The organism is Candidatus Pantoea soli, from assembly GCF_007833795.1.
GTDB lineage: Bacteria > Pseudomonadota > Gammaproteobacteria > Enterobacterales > Enterobacteriaceae > Pantoea > Pantoea soli.
The window spans coordinates 3,636,425-3,651,858 of the sequence record NZ_CP032702.1 but is presented as its reverse complement, the minus strand read 5'-3'; the positions used below and the strand labels follow the sequence as shown (position 1 = coordinate 3,651,858).

Genomic DNA, 15,434 nt, shown 5'->3' with positions numbered 1-15,434 from the left:
CCGGAAGGGGTTAAAGCCAGGCCTGGTGCTTATTTGTTGCGCCAGCGATAAATCCGGCTGAGCCACAACAGCAGCTGATACCACTGGCGTACGCCCCGCGCGTTGCGCAACATGCGCTTGTGGGTGCCACTTTCAAACAGGTCGGCAATCATCGCCTGACGCGCGTCTGCTTCGGGTTCCCGACGAATTGAGTGGCAGACACTCAGCGCTTCCCGCGTTACCTGATAGTGAAACGACGGATAGATTGTTACCTGATGGCGGTAACGCTGGTTAATCTCCTCCAGCATACGCGCAATTTTCAGGTAGTGACGCTGATACTCAACGTTGCGCTGGCCGGTGCGTTTGCGATTGCTGATCGACGCGTCATGCATGTAATAGCGGTACAGCACGGCATCGGTATAGCGCACGCGGCGGGCGTTCAGCATAAATTCGGTGGTCCAGGGAATGTCCTGATGATGCAGGCCAGGCTCAAACAACAGACCCAGCTGTTCAATCAAGGCGCGACGGTAGATGCCCAGCCAGACGACGTGCATATAACGCCGGGTTTTCAGCGCGGTGTTAAGCCATTCCGGACCGCTCAGCACGCCAGTGCTGGTGAGCCGGTCCAGCGGAATCAGCGGTTTAATGGTCTGGCTGGCCTTAAAGAACCACTCGGCGTTGCACTGCGCGGCGTCAAGATCGTCGCGCTCAGCCATCTCTACCAGCGTCTGATACATCGCCGGTTTCATGGTGTCATCGGCATCCGGGAAGCTGACATATTTGCCCCGCGCTATCTGCAGCCCGGCGTTACGCGCGCGTGAGACACCGCCATTCGCCTGATGAATCACCTTCACGTGCGGGTGCTGCTGCGCGACGGCATCGGCGCGGGCCCCGGAGCCGTCGGTGGAACCGTCATCCACGATGATGATTTCCAGAGAGGTCAGGGTTTGCGCCAGCAGCGCCTCTATGCAGGCGGTGAAATCATCGCCGGCATTAAACATGGGAATAATCAGGCTGAGTAAAGGTGAAGCGCTATCGGACTGCAGTGTCATGGTAAGGATTCGTTGTTCCGTCGTGCCAGCCGCTGCTGCTGCCGGGCGCGAATAAAATCATGAATATCATCGAGCTTGCGCTGATCCAGTTCAAACAGCTGTTCAACCGGATGAGCAAACTTGTACTGAGCAGCAAAGACAAAAGAGGAGGGGGCAATATGATTAGGCCCAATCAGCAGCACATCGCCCAATGGCCTTTGCTCCTCAACGCAGCAGGGACCATAAATCAGTATCACCGGAACCTGCTGTGCATCCGCAATATAGACGTTCCCGGAATCTGACGCGATATAGAAATCCATTTCCGCTATCGCAGCGGGCAGCGCTTCCAGCGGAATTTTCCCCACCAGGCTCACCAGATTGTCGCGCTGGCCCGTCATCTTAATTAACTCCTGCACCCGGGATTGTTCATTCGGTGCGCCGAAGGCAAAAAAGGTGCAGGGCAGGTCGTCCAGGTGATCAAACAGCCGTTTCCAGATGGCCGGCGGAATGGTTTTTGCCTGATTACCGGCTGTCACGCTGATACCGATGCGGAGACCCGGGTGCTGGAAGATCTCCGGCGGCAGCGTCTCCGGCTGCCACAGGGGCAGGGTGGCATGCTTGGGATAGCTCTCTTTAGTGAACGAACGGTCCGCCAGCTTCAGATAGTTTTCCAGCGTTAAGGTGTTCTTTTCATGCTGCACCACGCCGCTGGCAGTGAGATAAAACAGCCCCTGATACCCTTTACGCCGGTAGCTGGACAGAAACTGTTTGTTGCTGGCGTTGCAGCAGGCGGCAATGAACAGGTTGAGATTGGTAGGATGCAGCAGATAGATATTGTCGTAACGGTTGAGCAGCTGCCACACCAGTCTGAGCTTTTTCATCAGCCCGGAGCGGTGGTCTTCGATATACCAGATATGTTCCAGGGAGGCATCACGTGTGGCCAGCGGAGCCACGCTGTAGCTCAGCAGCGCATCGCTCTTGCCCAGATGGGCGAGCAGCGGCGTGATATTAATGAAATCGCCGATTTTGGCGGTCTGGATCACCAGGTTTTTCCCCGTGCGGCCATGGAAAAACTTCATGACCCATTTCACCGGGGAAAACAGGATAAAAAGCATTACATACGTCAATGATCGGTCCCTGTGATTCGGTCACACCGATATCGGGAGACCTGTTAATCTGAAACGTGTTGTGCCGTTAAGAAGGAGGCTTCTGCAACCTGAGGTAACTGCAGGTATTGCTGGCAAATAACGCTCAAACTATAAATGCTTAAGTCCAGATCGTGCAACTCAGGCGGGCGGGCATAGATTTCCTGCATTTTCGCCGCCAGCGAAGCGGCATTCATTTCCGCCAGGCCGCGCGCCAGATCGCCGCTCAGAATCGTGCGCGGGCCGCCAGGGCAGTTGGTACTAACCACTGGCGTGCCGCAGCTCAGGGCTTCGATGAGCACGTTGCCGAATCCTTCGCTGTCAGAGCTGACGATAAGCAGGCGCGCATGGCGGATCCACGGATAAGGATTGCAGTGAAAGCCTTCAAAACGCACCCGGTCTGCGATGCCTAATTTGCTGGCGCGCTCACGCAATTTTTGCGTCGCCTTTTCACTTCCCTGACCCACCAGCACCAGCGGTGCGCTGATGCCGCTCCGCGCGTAAGCTTCCAGCAGGCGATCGTGCCGTTTGGTTTCGTGAAAGCGTCCGACGTGCAGCAGATAATCGCTGCCAGCCAGCGAACAGGGCTCGGCCGCCAGCTGGTGGATACGGGTAAAATCAAAGGGATTGGGGATCACCTTTGTACGCAGCGGTTGCACACCCACCTGCTGGACCATGTCATCAATCACATACTGAGACACGCCAACGATCTGACGGCGCTGATAAACATGGCGGATTTTCAGACGCTTCAGCCAGAGCGAAAAGCCGCGTTTGCGCGCCAGATAAGAGGCAGAAAATACACCGTGCAGGCAAAACCAGGTGCGGTGATCGTCCAGTGACCGCGTCTGCCGGACAATCCGATCGGTTTTATGCAGATGGGACAGCACAAGGTCGAACCGACCCTGACGCGCTTCGCTCTGACGCACAGCGGCGTCCAGCAGACGCGCACGGCGCATCGTCTCCGTCAGCTTGCGCCACGGTGCCGAACAGCGATCGAGAATGACCTGATAATCCACGCCGGCCGGAATCGGGTAATCACAGACTTTACGCAGCGAAAAGATCGAGACCTGATGGCCCTGGCTGATAAAGCCTTCAGCCAGCGTCAGGACCACTTTCTCAGCGCCGCCACCCGGCAGGCCATCAATCACCATCAAAATGCGTCTGGACAAGTTATTTACCCCTGGTGGTCAGTCTGCGGTAAGACTTACCTGCTATCATTCCTGGCATCATCAGGATTTAAAATAAGATTATTCAATTAATTATTGATTAGCCGTCAACGAAATAAAAGCGCAAAGCCGCGTGTTTATTTGCGCTTGTCTGATCAGAGATGAGTGTAATCTATTTTAGTTTAACTGACGCTATACCGCGAACGACTCACCGTGCGCGCCTGGGCTGAAAGTTGTGCCTGTCAGGCGCGTTGCGTACCATAGCGCTAACGCGACCCCGTGTGACCGGATGAATAATGGAAAAACCTGCTTTTTTAATTACCCTGGATACAGAAGGGGACAATCTGTGGCGTAACCGCAGCGGCCATGTGACCACGCATAATGTCCGCTATTTGCCGCGTTTTCAGGCACTGTGCGAAAAGTACGGTTTCAAACCGACCTGGCTGACAAATTATGAGATGGTGAGCGATCCCGCCTATGTGGAATTTGGCCGGGATTTACTGATGCGCGGTCAGGGCGAGATTGGCATGCATCTGCACGCCTGGTACAGCCCGCCTGAGTATGCGCTTACCGACGATGAATGGCGCTATCAGCCCTATCTGATCGAGTATCCGAAGCCGGTCCTGCGCGATAAAGTTGCGCGCATGACCGATCTGCTGGAGCAGGCGTTTCAGCAGAAAATGACCAGTCACCGCGCCGGGCGCTGGGCATTTAACGAAATCTATGCGCAGGCGTTGATCGATAACGGCTATCAGGTGGATTGTTCAGTGACGCCGCGCGTCAGCTGGCGCAATGCCGCCGGCGCGCCGCAGGGCACAGGCGGTACGGATTACACCCACTTCCCGGATCATGCCTATTTTCTGGATATTCACGATATCTCCCGAGCCGGCGACAGCCCGCTGCTGGAGTTGCCGATGAGCATCCAGTACCGCTATGGTCCCTTCACCAGCCAGCTGAAAAAAATCTGGAACAGTCTGCGCGGTAAACAGCGTGGTCCGTCGGTGAACTGGCTGCGTCCGGTTGGCGGCAATCTGGCGCAGATGAAAAAGGTGGTTGAACAGACGCTCGGCCAGGGCAATGACTACGTGGAATTTATGCTGCATTCGTCAGAATTTATGCCGGATGGCAGCCCGACGTTCAAAACAGACGCCGATATTGAGCGCCTGTATGAGGATCTGGAAGGGCTGTTTAGCTGGCTGCAGACGCGTACGCAGGGCATGACATTAACCGAATACGCACAACGGCAGCAGGCAATGCGGCCACGTCAGGCCGCGACCGTTAAGGGATAATGTCGTCCAGCAGGGCCACGACGCGTTCAGGCTGAATATCCGCCATGCTGTCGCCCTGCTCAGGCCGTAACGCGTGCTGGTTCTGTCCGTATCCGCCAATCAGGCCGGGATCGGTCGGGCCAAACAGCGTGATATTGGGGCGGTCCAGCGCCGCGGCCAGGTGGCTTAATCCGGTATCAACCGACACCACGGCACGCGCGCCCGCCAGCTGTTGTGCCACCTGCTCCAGCGTCAGTTTCGGCAGCACGTCCACAAAGTCAAACCCCTGCGCCAGACGCTGAGCGCGCTGGTGTTCGTGCTCAGCGCCCCACGGCAGCTTAATCCGCAGCCCGCGTGCCTGCATCAGCCCAATCAGTTCACGCCAGTGCGTCTCCGGCCAGTGTTTATTATCACGCGTGGTGGCATGCAGAAACACCAGGTAGGGAACCGTATCCGCAGGCAGGGACGCGAGAAAATGACGCGCAATGGCGTAATCGCCCTGAGCGGCGGGTTTTTCGTAACCGAGGCTGCGGGCAAACAGTTCCCGCGTGCGCTCTACCGCATGCTGCTGCTTGCTGATTTCATGGCGTTTGTCATACCACCAGCTGGCAAAGGGTTCGCGGGCGCTGCGGCTATCCAGACCATGCTTCTCGCCTTTTGCCAGTCGCGTAACCAGCGCCGCGCTTTTGATCAGCCCCTGCGCATCAATCACCATGTCATACTGGCGCGACTGCAGTTCGCGCTTGAAACGGACGCGCTCTTCGCGCTGCTGGCTGCCAAACCAGTGTTTACGCCAGCGGCGGATAGCCACCGGCAACACCTTGTCGACGGCCGGATGCCAGCCTGGGATCTGCGCGAAGTTCTCTTCCACCACCCAGTCAAAACGGATGCCCGGCAGGGCCTGCATGGCGTCGGTCAGGGCCGGTAAGGTGTGGAGCACGTCGCCCATTGAGGAGGTTTTCACAATAAGAACGTGCATGATTACTCCTGCACCGGCTGCAGCAGAGCGCTAAGCTCCTGATAAACGCGGGCGGGTTGAATGTCGATCAGACTCTGGTGATAGCCTTCTGCCGCATCACCTTTACGTACTTTATGGTAACCGGTGATCAGGCGGATGATGCGTGCCTGATGGGACAGCGGCGGCGTGAAATCAGGGCTGCTCGGGCCATACAGCGCCACCAGCGGACGATTAAGCGCGGCGGCAATGTGCATCAGGCCTGAATCATTGCTGACCACCGCGGCGCAGTGGGCAATCAGGATTACCGCCTGCTCCAGCTGGGTATCGCCGGCCAGATTTTTACAGTGCGCCTGCGCCGTTTCGGACAGGCTGTGCACAATGGCGTCGCCGGTTTCGCGATCTTTCGCGGAACCGAACAGCACAACCTGATAGCCTTCGGCGATCAGCTGCTCGGCCAGCGCTGCGTAATGGTAGTGCGGCCAGCGTTTGGCCGGGCCGAACTCTGCGCCCGGGCAGAAGCCGATAATCGGACGTCCGGCGGCCAGCGCGAACTGTGCCGCGGTCATGCGTTTCTCTTCTTCATCAACACGCAGCTGCGGCCATAACAGCGGCTGCGGCAGCTGCTGCGCCGAGCGTACCGGCTGGTCATAAGCCAGCGCCACGTAGCGTTCGACCATCAGCGGAAACGCCGCTTTATCCAGCACGCGCACATCGTTGAGCACGCCGTAACGCATTTCGCCGCGCCAGCCGGTGCGGCGTTTAATGCCGGCGAAAAACGGCACCAGCGCTGATTTAAATGAGTTAGGGAGCACGTAAGCGCGATCGTACCCGCTGGCCCGCAGCGCGTGTCCCAGCCGACGCCGCTCACCCAGCGCCAGCGCGCCATGGCCCAGCGGCATGGCCAGCGCCTGATTCACTTCCGGCATGCGCGACAGCAACGGACGGCACCAGGCCGGTGCCATGACGTCAATCACCGCGTCAGGATGTTCGGCCCTGAGGGTGCGATAGAGACTTTGCGACATCATCATATCGCCGACCCAGGAAGGGCCAATAACCAGAATTTTCATTGCCGGGGCGGGTTCCCTTATACGTTGCGGTTCAGCCAGGCCATGTATTCGCTCACGCCCTGTGCCACGGTTTTGAACGGCTTGTCATAGCCGGCGGCACGCAGCTTAGTCAGGTCAGCCTGCGTGAAGGCCTGATAACGCCCTTTCAGCTTATCCGGGAACGGGATGTATTCGATCTGGCCTTTCTGATGGAATTTCAGCACGGCATCCGCCACTTCCTGGAAGGATTCGGCGCGGCCCGTGCCGCAGTTAAAGATTCCGGACACACCGTTTTCCCAGCACCAAAGATTGACTGCCACTACGTCATCAACGTGGATAAAGTCGCGACGGAAGGTGTCACTGCCTTCAAACAGTTTCGGGTTTTCGCCGCTGCTGATCTGCGTATTCAGGTGGAAGGCAACGCTTGCCATGCTGCCTTTGTGTCCTTCACGCGGGCCATAGACGTTGAAGTAACGGAAGCCACACACCGGCGAATCTGCTTCCGGCAGGATCTGACGGACATAGTGGTCAAACAGCATTTTCGAGTAGCCGTAGACGTTCAGTGGCTGCTCATACTGACGCTCTTCAATGAAGTTTTCGTTGCGTCCGCCATAGGTTGCCGCTGACGAGGCATACAGGAACGGAATTTCACGCTCCAGGCAGAAGTGCAGCAGATCTTTGGAGTACTGATAGTTGTTATCCATCATGTACTTGCCATCCCACTCGGTGGTGGCTGAGCAGGCGCCTTCATGGAAGACGGCTTCAATCGGGCCGAGATCCTCACCGGACATGATGTACGTGAGGAACTCCTCTTTATCCATGTAGTCTGCGATGTCCAGATCCGCCAGGTTCACGAATTTGGTGCCATCTTTCAGATTATCCACCACCAGAATATCGGTATGACCGCGGTCGTTCAGCGCTTTAACAATGTTGCTGCCAATCATGCCAGCGCCACCGGTTACGATAATCATATGCTTAGCCTTTAAACAGTTGGAGGTGAAACGGGAAGTTTCACGCACGAATACCCCACATCATAACATCTCAGTCAGAGGCAGACAGCCAGATGACGCTGAAAGCGCTGCACAAATCCTGTCCGCTGCGTGAACTATGCTGCAAAACGGAGATTTGTCTGGCGGAAATGTCGTTCACCCGCGTTTTGATCAGTAATATGTGCCAAAGATTTGCTATCTGAGGAGCAGAATCATGTCTGATCAGTTTTATGCCCAACTCCGTCAGCAACTTGAGACAACGCGCCAGGACGGATTGTTCAAACAGGAACGTGCCATTACCTCGGCGCAGCAGGCTGAGATCAACGTCGCCGGCAGCCCGCCGGTCATCAATTTTTGCGCGAATAACTATCTCGGCCTCGCCAGCCATCCGGCGCTGATTCAGGCAGCGAAAGACGGGATGGATTCGCACGGTTTTGGCATGGCCTCGGTACGGTTTATCTGCGGCACGCAGGATCTGCATCAGCAGCTGGAGCGCAAACTGGCGGACTTCCTTGGCATGGAAGACGGCATTCTGTTCTCCTCCTGTTTTGATGCCAATGGCGGTCTGTTTGAAACCCTGCTCAGCGCAGAAGACGCCATCATCTCGGATGCTCTTAATCACGCCTCCATCATTGACGGCATTCGCCTGTGCAAAGCGCAGCGTTACCGCTATGCCAATAACGATATGCAGGAACTGCGCGCCCGGCTGCAGGAGGCCCGCGACAAGGGGGCACGCCATATCCTGATCGCCACTGACGGCGTGTTTTCCATGGATGGCGTCATTGCCAACCTGCAGGGCATCTGCGATCTGGCCGAAGAGTTTGGCGCGCTGGTGATGGTGGATGATTCGCATGCAGTGGGCTTTGTGGGCGCAACGGGACGCGGAACGCACGAATACTGCGGTGTGATGGATCGCGTGGACATTCTGACCGGCACGCTGGGTAAAGCGCTCGGCGGCGCGTCCGGCGGCTATGTTGCCGCGAAAAAAGAGGTGGTTGAATGGCTGCGTCAGCGTTCACGCCCGTATCTGTTTTCCAATTCGCTGGCGCCAGCGATCGTCGCGGCCTCACTGCGCGTGCTCGATTTACTCAGTGAAGGCGACGGCCTGCGTCAGCGCCTGTGGGACAACGCGCGATTCTTCCGCGAAAAAATGACTGCTGCCGGTTTCACCCTGGCCGGTGCCGATCACGCGATTATCCCGGTGATGCTCGGCGATGCCAGAGTGGCGCAGCAGTTTGCCAGCCTGCTGCAGCAGGAAGGCATCTACGTCACCGGCTTTTTCTATCCGGTGGTGCCGCAGGGACAGGCGCGCATTCGTACGCAGATTTCTGCGGCGCATACTCAGGCGCAGCTGGAGCAGGCGGTTGCGGCCTTTACCCGTATTGGTCAACAGCTGGGCGTGATCGCCGCAGGAGCCGCGCAATGAAAGCACTCGCGAAGTTAAAAGCGGAAGAGGGGATCTGGATGGTGCACGATGCACCGATTCCGCAGCCGGGTCACAATGACCTGCTGATTAAAATCCGCAAAACCGCAATCTGCGGTACCGACGTGCATATCTATAACTGGGACGACTGGTCGCGCAAAACCATTCCGGTGCCGATGATTACCGGCCATGAATATGTGGGCGAAGTGGTGGGTATCGGCCAGGAAGTTAAAGGTTTTGCACCGGGTGACCGCGTTTCCGGTGAAGGTCATATCACCTGCGGGCATTGCCGTAACTGCCGCGCCGGACGCACGCATCTGTGTCGCAACACGGTGGGCGTGGGTGTTAACCGGCAGGGCTGTTTCGCGGAGTACCTGGTGATTCCGGCCTACAACGCGTTCAAAATTCCGGACAACATCTCTGATGAGCTGGCCGCCATCTTTGACCCGTTCGGCAATGCGGTACACACCGCGCTGTCATTTGATGTGGTGGGGGAAGATGTACTGATCGCCGGCGCAGGCCCAATCGGCATTATGGCGGCCGCCGTGTGCCGCCACGTTGGTGCGCGTCATGTGGTCATTACCGATGTTAACGACTACCGCCTCAACCTGGCGCGGGAAATGGGCGTAACGCGCGCGGTAAACGTGGCGCAGGAAAATCTGCGTGACGTCATGGCTGAACTGGGCATGACCGAAGGCTTTGACGTCGGGCTGGAGATGTCCGGTGCCCCGGCGGCCTTCCGCACTATGCTGGAAACCATGAACCACGGCGGACGCATCGCGCTGCTGGGAATCCCACCGGGCGAGATGGCGATTGACTGGAACCAGGTTATTTTTAAAGGATTGTTTATCAAGGGTATTTACGGCCGGGAAATGTTTGAAACCTGGTACAAAATGGCCGCCCTGATTCAGTCCGGCCTTGACCTGAGCCCCATTATCACGCACCGCTTCGCGATTGATGACTTCCAGCAGGGCTTTGATGAGATGCGCTCCGGCCGCTCCGGGAAAGTCGTGCTGAGCTGGGATTAAGCGGCAAGCCGGCCCGCAGGCCGGCCGGCTTCAGGATTGCTGTTTTTCGGCATCGGTCAGGTAGCGCACCTTGCGCGTGTAATCCTGGCCTTTGAAGCTAAGCGGTTGTGCAGGGTCCTGCAGATACTTTTGCCATTCGCTCAGCGGAAAGCCGCCGTGCGCCCCGACGACTTCAGCAGGGATCACCGCAGACTGGCCGCCGATGCGTTTGGATACCGGCCAGTTTGCCCATTCACCCAGATTGACCGTACGCAGATCCAGCAAATCGATCAGGGCGGCCAGCGGTAGCTGGTCCGTCGGCGGCTGGTTGTCGTTCATTAATTCCCAGGTATCGTTGAACAGCGTCAGCCAGAGCGGGCAGATGCGCTGCCAGGTGCGGCGCGATGCCGCGAGGTAGGCGCCATTAACGTGATCCTGCAGGTAAGGTCTGATGGTCGTTTTGTAATAGGCCGGTATATGTTCCGCCGGCGCATCGGCCAGTTTGGCAATCATTTTGCCCTGACGGAAGCTGCTGTAGAGATGATGCTCACGCATGGCGATCTGTGGCGTTTGCAGCAGGTTGAGGTCGGAATCGATCATCAGAATCCCGTCCCCCGTGGCCTGTAACGGCGCCTGCAGTTTGATCAGCCGGCTGCGATAAATTTGCTTATAGCGGTAAGAGGCTTCGCGCGATGGCACATCCAGCGTCACTACCCGGACTCTTTCCGGCAGGGTCGGGAATGCCGACAGCGGCTGATCGCTGACAATCACAATCTCTTTAATGCTGTCCGCACAGCGACTGGCAAAGCGGGCGCTCAGGACAGCTTCTTCAATATAATCCGCGCCGGTGCAGGGGATCACCACGGAACTGACGGCAATGTTTCCCTGCGTGTCCGGCTGCGTCGCAGGAATGTTATGGCGTGAGAGAATATGGCGTCGGTGTTTATTTAAGAATTCAAACATGCTGTTTTCTCTCGGTCATTTTTTCCAGAAGGGCTTCGACGCCCGATACATAGTGTTCAATGCTGTACTGCTCGCGGACGCGGGCCGCCGCCGAGCGGGTTAAACGCTGTCGCAGCGCGGCATCCTGCCACAGCACAGCAAGCTGCTGGCTTAACTGCTGAACATCGCCGTAAGGGAACAGTAAGCCGGTTTCGTTGTGATCGATTAACTCTGACGTGCCGACCACGTCAGAACCAATCACCGCGGTATGCACCAGCATGGCTTCCAGCACCACGCGCGGCAACCCTTCGCTGGCAGAGGCCAGAATAAAAGCGTCAAACGCGGCAAGGTACTCCAGCGCATTGTTGCGAAAACCCGTGAACACGACGCGGGAAGCAATCCCCTCTTTCTGCGCCAGCTGTTGCAGCGCAGCCTGCTCCGGGCCGGCGCCCACAATGATCATCTGCCAGCGGGCTTCCGGATGCGCGCGCTGAAACAATCCCAGCGCCTGCAGGATATGATGATTCGATTTACGCGCAATCAGCGAGCCAATGGATCCGAAAATGAAGGTGTCCTCAGCGTAGTGAAAGCGCTGGCGTACCTCGCTGCGCACCGGCAGAGGCTGGTGGATATCAATGGCGTTTGATACGGTAAAGCAGCGTTGGGCATCCACGCCGCTTTCCCTCAGCCGGCGCTGCACGCCGTGGGAAACAGCAATAACCGCGTCCGCGTGCCGGTTAACCATCCTGACCAGCGATGCCGTCAGAACGGGTTCAATACGGCAATGCTGAATTAATGCCACCTGCGTGGCTGCGGCCGCGAGATACCCTTCCACGTTTGTGCTGGGCTGATTATTCATGTACAGCGTATGGTAGCCGCCCTGGCGTAACAGCGCCGCGATCGCCGCCGCGTTAGGCTGCACGCGCCACCGGCGGTCAATCCGGCTGACAGCTGCTTTTTTCCAGGCGCGATGAAAAAATAACAGCGTGCGCACCAGCTCTTTACTGAGCTTGGCCCACAGCGGCTGGCGGCGCTGAGGAAGAAACACCACCGGAATCGCGATAGCCTGCAATACGGCTTCAATGGTTTCCTGATTGCCGCGGGCATAATTCTCATAAAAGCAGCAGGTGATATCGAACCGTTGCCGATCAATACGCTTCAGTAACTCCAGCATACTGTTGGTCCCGCCGCCCCATTCGCGTCCGGTATCCAGCAGCAGAATTTTTTTAGGGGATGATGTCATCTGTCCCGATATCCTTACGCGGAATGATAAGCCTGTTATCCGGCGCAGCGGCACTGCGCCGGACGATCAGAATAAGTGGTTAAGCGTCTGCATAAGCGGACTTTGCGCGAGGCTTTCTGTCAGCACCTCAACCGCCCGCTGCTGCGGCACCGGCGCTAACGGCTTCGTCACCTTGCAGAGACCCGGCGCGCGGAACCCTGGTGGTGGCGACTTCACTGGCGTGGAGGTCACGGCAGCGCTGCCAGCGCGCAGTGGCATGTTCAGCAACTGGCTGGGCCGCACCAGCGTAATATCCGCCGGCAGTGACGGCAGCATCTGCTGCAGAACCCGCACCGTAGTGGGATGCGGATGGCCAATGGCAATGGCATAGCCGTCGCGCTGCGCCAGTTTCACCGCCCGGCTGAACTGCTGGCGAATCGCCGTTTCATTCTGACTGTCGTCCAGAAATACCCGGCGTTTTAATACCCTGACCTGGGTACCCTGCGCCGCCGGCACCGCCTGACTGTTGCCGATCGTCATGCTATCCAGAAAGTAATAGTTGTAGTGGCTTAACACCTGCATCACTTTCTGCATGCCTGACAGGCTGGAGGTCATTTTACTGCCCATATGGTTATTCAGCCCCACGGCATACGGCACTTTGCCGCTGGCCTCGCGCACAATGCGGGCGATCTCGTCGCTGCTCATTTCAGGCGTCAGGGTGTCTTTTTCCAGCGGCTGTTTGCTGAGCGGCGCCATCGGCAGGTGGATCAGCACTTCGTGGCCACCCTGATGCGCTTTGGTGGCCATCTCCCGCGCGTGGGGTGCGTTTGGCAGGACGGCCACAGAAATGGCCGCAGGCATTTGCAGCACTTTGTTCTCTTCGGTCGGGCGATAGCCGAAATCGTCAATCACGATCGCGAGCTTGCCTGCCTGGGCAGAGAGGGTAAACAGCAGTCCGCAGAGTGCGGCGGTGAGCTTTCGGCGTTGAAACAAAACTTATCTTCCTAACCACGGTAGTGGATTGACCGCCCGTCCCTGACGTCGGATTTCAAAGTAGAGTGAAGGCGTGCCGCGACCGCCGCTGGTGCCTACCAGCGCGATGGGCTGTCCGGCCTTCACCTGCGTACCCACGCTGACCAGCGCGCTCTGGTTGTAGCCATACAGGCTCATATCGCCTTTGCCGTGTTCCAGCACGACCACCAGACCGTAACCCTGCAGCCAGTCCGCCATCAGTACGCGGCCATCGGCAATGGCTTTCACCTCGGTGCCTTCCGGCGCATCAATGACCAGACCTTTCCAGCGCAGTTCGCCCTGCATGGCATCGCCGAAGCGGTGTTCAATCCGCCCGGAGACCGGCCAGACGGCCTGACTGCCCGGACGACCGAGGCCGCCGGTCCGCGCCATCAGCTCGCGTTCACTCTGTGTCGGCGAGTAGCTGGACCCCTTCGCTTTTGCCTGCGCCTGACGCTGACGGACTTTCTCCGCTTCGCGCGCTTCACGCTCCGCCCGCTCACGCGCTTCCCGTTCGGCTTTGGCAATTTTATCCTGCAGACGACTTTCGTTCTGGCGCATTTCAACCAGATCGGCCTGATCTTTTTCCAGCGCGCTCTCCAGTGCGGACAGCGTTTTTCTGCGCGCGGCGCTGGCTGTTTCCAGCTGCGTCTGCTGCGCCTGCTGCTGTGCCAGCAGGGTCTTTTGCTGATCCTGCTTGCTCTGCAGTGCCTGCCGCTGGTCCGCCAGCTGCTGCTGGGTTTGCCGGAGATCGTCGATATTTTTTTGCCGCGCCGCATTGAGGTAACCGAAGTAAGCCAGAATACGCTCGCTGCGCTGCGCTTCTTCACCACCGAGCAGCAATTGCAATCCGCTATGCTGGCCCTGCCGGAAAGCGGCATCCAGCTGCTGCGCCAGCAGTTTTTCCTGCTGCGCCTGCTGTTTTTCCAGACGGGAAATAGAGGCAGTGGTTCGCTCAATCTCTGCGTTCAGCGCACTCAGACTGTTACGCGTTTCACGCAGCTGGCGACTGGCCTGCGCTATCACCTTTTCCTGGCTTTGCAGCTGGTCCAGCAGCTTACTGCGTTGCAGTTTCTGCGCTTTTACGCTCTTTTCTTTTTCGGCGATGTTCTGCTGGATAGATTTAAGCTGGGTCTTGCTGTCGTCCGCGCTGCGGGCGGCAACAGGCAGCAGCAGTGCGCCCGCACAGAGCAGGCAGAGGGGGAGGGTGGACCAGTGAAATGACAACGGAGATGCCGGGTCGTTAAAACGGGTCCTTGTGTGTAAAACGGGCGCTTTTCCCTTCATAGTTGACAATTATTCCACGATGAACAGCCGCTTACCAGTTATCCCGGCCGGGTTTTACTTAACGAAAGATGTCTGCTGAAAGCTTAGCGGGATAATCGCTGAGGCAATTTTGCGATTAGAACACTTTTTTTGGAAAATGACGCACAAATCGTAACTCTGCCCGCATCGCGACTGTACATGCGAAGTGGCGCAGGTATACTCAGAACCCTTGTTTTAGCTTATTTAGCCCGGTCTGGAGTCGTTACCCCTCATGCAAGAAATTATGCAGTTTGCAAGCAATCACCCCGTCCTTAGTCTGGCATGGGTCGCTTTACTCATTCTGGTGATTGTAACCACCGTTAAAGGAATGTTCTCTAAGGTAAAAACCATCAGCCGTGGTGAAGCCACCCACCTGATTAACAAAGAGGACGCGGTGGTGGTAGACGTTCGTTCACGCGACGACTATCGCAAGGGACACATTTCCGGGGCGCTGAATATCGCCGCAGCAGACATCAAAAAAGGCAGCTTTGCCGAGCTGGAAAAGCACAAGTCGCAGCCCATAATTGTGGTATGCGCAACCGGCCAGAGTGCGGGTGAGGCGGCAGCGAAACTGAGCGAAGCCGGTTTCGAAAAAGTCTCTGTGCTGAAAGATGGCGTGAGCGGCTGGAGTGGCGAAAACCTGCCGCTGGTGCGCGGAAAATAAACTCCCGAGGTAAATCATGGCTAACGTAGAGATTTATACCAAAGTAACCTGTCCTTACTGCCACCGGGCGAAGGCGTTGCTGGATCAGAAAGGCGTGTCGTACCAGGAGATTCCCATTGATGGGGACGCGGCGAAGCGCGAAGAGATGATCAAACGCAGCGGCCGCACGACGGTGCCACAGATTTTCATTGATGCGCAGCACATTGGCGGCTGCGACGATCTGTATGCGCTGGATGGACGCCAGGGGCTTGATCCTCTGCTGCAGGCATAACGTTTTC

At 57.5% G+C, this 15,434-nt stretch carries 15 protein-coding genes; 5 read left to right on the top strand and 10 right to left on the bottom strand.

Annotated features, from left to right (window positions below):
* Positions 1-29: 29 nt before the first annotated feature.
* The 3 genes from D8B20_RS16935 to D8B20_RS16925 are packed head-to-tail and all read right to left on the bottom strand — an operon-like array spanning position 30 to position 3,306.
* Positions 30-980, bottom strand: coding sequence for a glycosyltransferase (locus tag D8B20_RS16935; RefSeq protein WP_261388103.1), 951 nt, complete (start codon positions 978-980; stop codon positions 30-32).
* Positions 981-1,027: 47 nt separating this feature from the next.
* Positions 1,028-2,137 carry a glycosyltransferase family 9 protein gene (locus D8B20_RS16930; RefSeq protein WP_145890145.1) on the bottom strand — a complete coding sequence of 370 codons (1,110 nt, stop codon included), beginning with the start codon at positions 2,135-2,137 and terminating at the stop codon, positions 1,028-1,030.
* 44 nt (positions 2,138-2,181) lie between these two features.
* On the bottom strand, positions 2,182-3,306 hold the full coding sequence (locus D8B20_RS16925; protein WP_145890635.1) for a glycosyltransferase: 1,125 nt from the start codon (positions 3,304-3,306) through the stop codon (positions 2,182-2,184).
* A 311-nt stretch (positions 3,307-3,617) separates the two neighbouring features.
* Here D8B20_RS16925 and D8B20_RS16920 point away from each other — a divergent pair, with 311 nt between their 5' ends.
* Positions 3,618-4,610, top strand: coding sequence for a polysaccharide deacetylase family protein (locus tag D8B20_RS16920; protein ID WP_145890144.1), 993 nt, complete (start codon positions 3,618-3,620; stop codon positions 4,608-4,610).
* Here the strand turns inward: D8B20_RS16920 and rfaC are convergent.
* Genes rfaC through rfaD form a run of 3 tightly spaced genes read right to left on the bottom strand, consistent with a single transcriptional unit; the run spans position 4,600 to position 7,564 of the window.
* Positions 4,600-5,568, bottom strand: a complete 969-nt coding sequence (gene rfaC, locus D8B20_RS16915) for a lipopolysaccharide heptosyltransferase RfaC (RefSeq protein ID WP_145890142.1) — start codon at positions 5,566-5,568, stop codon at positions 4,600-4,602. The two genes, D8B20_RS16920 and rfaC, sit on opposite strands and share 11 nt — an antisense overlap.
* A 2-nt stretch (positions 5,569-5,570) precedes the next feature.
* Positions 5,571-6,614 carry an ADP-heptose--LPS heptosyltransferase RfaF gene (gene rfaF / locus D8B20_RS16910; RefSeq protein ID WP_145890140.1) on the bottom strand — a complete coding sequence of 348 codons (1,044 nt, stop codon included), beginning with the start codon at positions 6,612-6,614 and terminating at the stop codon, positions 5,571-5,573.
* A 17-nt stretch (positions 6,615-6,631) separates the two neighbouring features.
* Complete coding sequence (gene rfaD / locus D8B20_RS16905; RefSeq protein ID WP_145890138.1) at positions 6,632-7,564, bottom strand: ADP-glyceromanno-heptose 6-epimerase; 933 nt, start codon at positions 7,562-7,564, stop codon at positions 6,632-6,634.
* 232 nt (positions 7,565-7,796) lie between these two features.
* Between rfaD and D8B20_RS16900 the strand changes: the two genes are divergently transcribed.
* The gene (locus D8B20_RS16900; protein WP_145890136.1) at positions 7,797-9,008 is read left to right on the top strand and encodes a glycine C-acetyltransferase; all 1,212 of its coding nucleotides are present in this window, start codon (positions 7,797-7,799) and stop codon (positions 9,006-9,008) included.
* Positions 9,005-10,033: an L-threonine 3-dehydrogenase gene (gene tdh / locus D8B20_RS16895; protein ID WP_145890135.1), complete on the top strand. Its 1,029-nt coding sequence runs from the start codon at positions 9,005-9,007 to the stop codon at positions 10,031-10,033. The genes D8B20_RS16900 and tdh overlap by 4 nt, the downstream gene beginning before the upstream one ends.
* Positions 10,034-10,063: 30 nt before the next feature.
* Here the strand turns inward: tdh and D8B20_RS16890 are convergent, their stop codons facing one another.
* From D8B20_RS16890 to envC, 4 genes are all read right to left on the bottom strand, one after another.
* Positions 10,064-10,975: a glycosyltransferase family protein gene (locus D8B20_RS16890; RefSeq protein WP_145890133.1), complete on the bottom strand. Its 912-nt coding sequence runs from the start codon at positions 10,973-10,975 to the stop codon at positions 10,064-10,066.
* Positions 10,968-12,197: a glycosyltransferase gene (locus D8B20_RS16885; RefSeq protein ID WP_145890131.1), complete on the bottom strand. Its 1,230-nt coding sequence runs from the start codon at positions 12,195-12,197 to the stop codon at positions 10,968-10,970. Before D8B20_RS16885 ends, D8B20_RS16890 begins: the two co-directional genes overlap by 8 nt.
* Positions 12,198-12,263: 66 nt before the next feature.
* On the bottom strand, positions 12,264-13,169 hold the full coding sequence (locus D8B20_RS16880) for a divergent polysaccharide deacetylase family protein (RefSeq protein WP_145890129.1): 906 nt from the start codon (positions 13,167-13,169) through the stop codon (positions 12,264-12,266).
* Between the two features lie 3 nt (positions 13,170-13,172).
* Entirely contained in the window at positions 13,173-14,474 is a 1,302-nt protein-coding gene (gene envC, locus D8B20_RS16875) for a murein hydrolase activator EnvC (protein ID WP_145890127.1), read from the bottom strand.
* Positions 14,475-14,724: 250 nt separating this feature from the next.
* On the opposite strand from envC, the gene D8B20_RS16870 reads away from it, so the two are divergent.
* Positions 14,725-15,156, top strand: coding sequence for a rhodanese-like domain-containing protein (locus D8B20_RS16870; protein ID WP_145890125.1), 432 nt, complete (start codon positions 14,725-14,727; stop codon positions 15,154-15,156).
* Between the two features lie 16 nt (positions 15,157-15,172).
* On the top strand, positions 15,173-15,427 hold the full coding sequence (grxC, locus tag D8B20_RS16865; protein WP_145890123.1) for a glutaredoxin 3: 255 nt from the start codon (positions 15,173-15,175) through the stop codon (positions 15,425-15,427).
* Positions 15,428-15,434: the final 7 nt, after the last annotated feature.

Excerpts from the sequence above, each read along its gene's own strand:
- D8B20_RS16935 (WP_261388103.1), bottom strand. The coding sequence starts at position 980 with ATGTTTAATGCCGGCGATGATTTCACCGCCTGCATAGAGGCGCTGCTG.
- D8B20_RS16925 (WP_145890635.1), bottom strand. The coding sequence starts at position 3,306 with ATGGTGATTGATGGCCTGCCGGGTGGCGGCGCTGAGAAAGTGGTCCTG.
- D8B20_RS16920 (WP_145890144.1), top strand. The coding sequence starts at position 3,618 with ATGGAAAAACCTGCTTTTTTAATTACCCTGGATACAGAAGGGGACAAT.
- rfaC (WP_145890142.1), bottom strand. The coding sequence starts at position 5,568 with ATGCACGTTCTTATTGTGAAAACCTCCTCAATGGGCGACGTGCTCCAC.
- rfaF (WP_145890140.1), bottom strand. The coding sequence starts at position 6,614 with ATGAAAATTCTGGTTATTGGCCCTTCCTGGGTCGGCGATATGATGATG.
- rfaD (WP_145890138.1), bottom strand. The coding sequence starts at position 7,564 with ATGATTATCGTAACCGGTGGCGCTGGCATGATTGGCAGCAACATTGTT.
- D8B20_RS16900 (WP_145890136.1), top strand. The coding sequence starts at position 7,797 with ATGTCTGATCAGTTTTATGCCCAACTCCGTCAGCAACTTGAGACAACG.
- tdh (WP_145890135.1), top strand. The coding sequence starts at position 9,005 with ATGAAAGCACTCGCGAAGTTAAAAGCGGAAGAGGGGATCTGGATGGTG.
- D8B20_RS16890 (WP_145890133.1), bottom strand. The coding sequence starts at position 10,975 with ATGTTTGAATTCTTAAATAAACACCGACGCCATATTCTCTCACGCCAT.
- D8B20_RS16885 (WP_145890131.1), bottom strand. The coding sequence starts at position 12,197 with ATGACATCATCCCCTAAAAAAATTCTGCTGCTGGATACCGGACGCGAA.
- envC (WP_145890127.1), bottom strand. The coding sequence starts at position 14,474 with ATGAAGGGAAAAGCGCCCGTTTTACACACAAGGACCCGTTTTAACGAC.
- D8B20_RS16870 (WP_145890125.1), top strand. The coding sequence starts at position 14,725 with ATGCAAGAAATTATGCAGTTTGCAAGCAATCACCCCGTCCTTAGTCTG.
- grxC (WP_145890123.1), top strand. The coding sequence starts at position 15,173 with ATGGCTAACGTAGAGATTTATACCAAAGTAACCTGTCCTTACTGCCAC.